General features: G+C 63.3%; 1 protein-coding gene. It reads right to left on the reverse strand.

All coding sequences use genetic code 11. The annotated features are described in order from the left end of the window. Positions 1–94: 94 nt before the first annotated feature. A partial coding sequence (gene infC, locus JZ791_RS47460; RefSeq protein WP_216903989.1) for a translation initiation factor IF-3 occupies positions 95–428 on the reverse strand: 334 nt, incomplete at its 5' end.

A 428-nucleotide genomic window follows, 5' to 3' on the forward strand; every position in this document is an offset into this window, starting at 1 on the left:
CCCCATGGGATGCCGCGGCAGGGTCATGAGACCCTTGCCATGCCCCGGAAGCACCCGCGTGCTCCCAGGAACATTCCTTCAAGGCAGGCCACCATCAGGTGGAGGCTGCCGCCCCTTCCGTTGCCGGCTTCGCGGCAGGCTTGCGCTTGCCGGGAGCGATCATCATGATCATCTGCCGCCCTTCGAGCTTCGGGAACTGCTCGATGAGGATGGTGTCGCCCAGGTCATCGCGGATGCGGTTGAGCAGGGCCAGGCCGATTTCCTGGTGGGTGATTTCCCGACCGCGGAAGCGCAGCGTGATCTTGCACTTGTCGCCTTCCGCGAGGAAGCGGCGGATGTTGCGCAGCTTGATGTTGTAGTCGCCATCGTCCGTGCCCGGACGGAACTTGACTTCCTTGATTTCGATGACCGTCTGCTTGGCCTTGGCC

It is taken from the genome of Nocardia alni (assembly GCF_019038435.1).
GTDB classification, from domain to species: domain Bacteria; phylum Actinomycetota; class Actinomycetes; order Mycobacteriales; family Mycobacteriaceae; genus Nocardia; species Nocardia alni.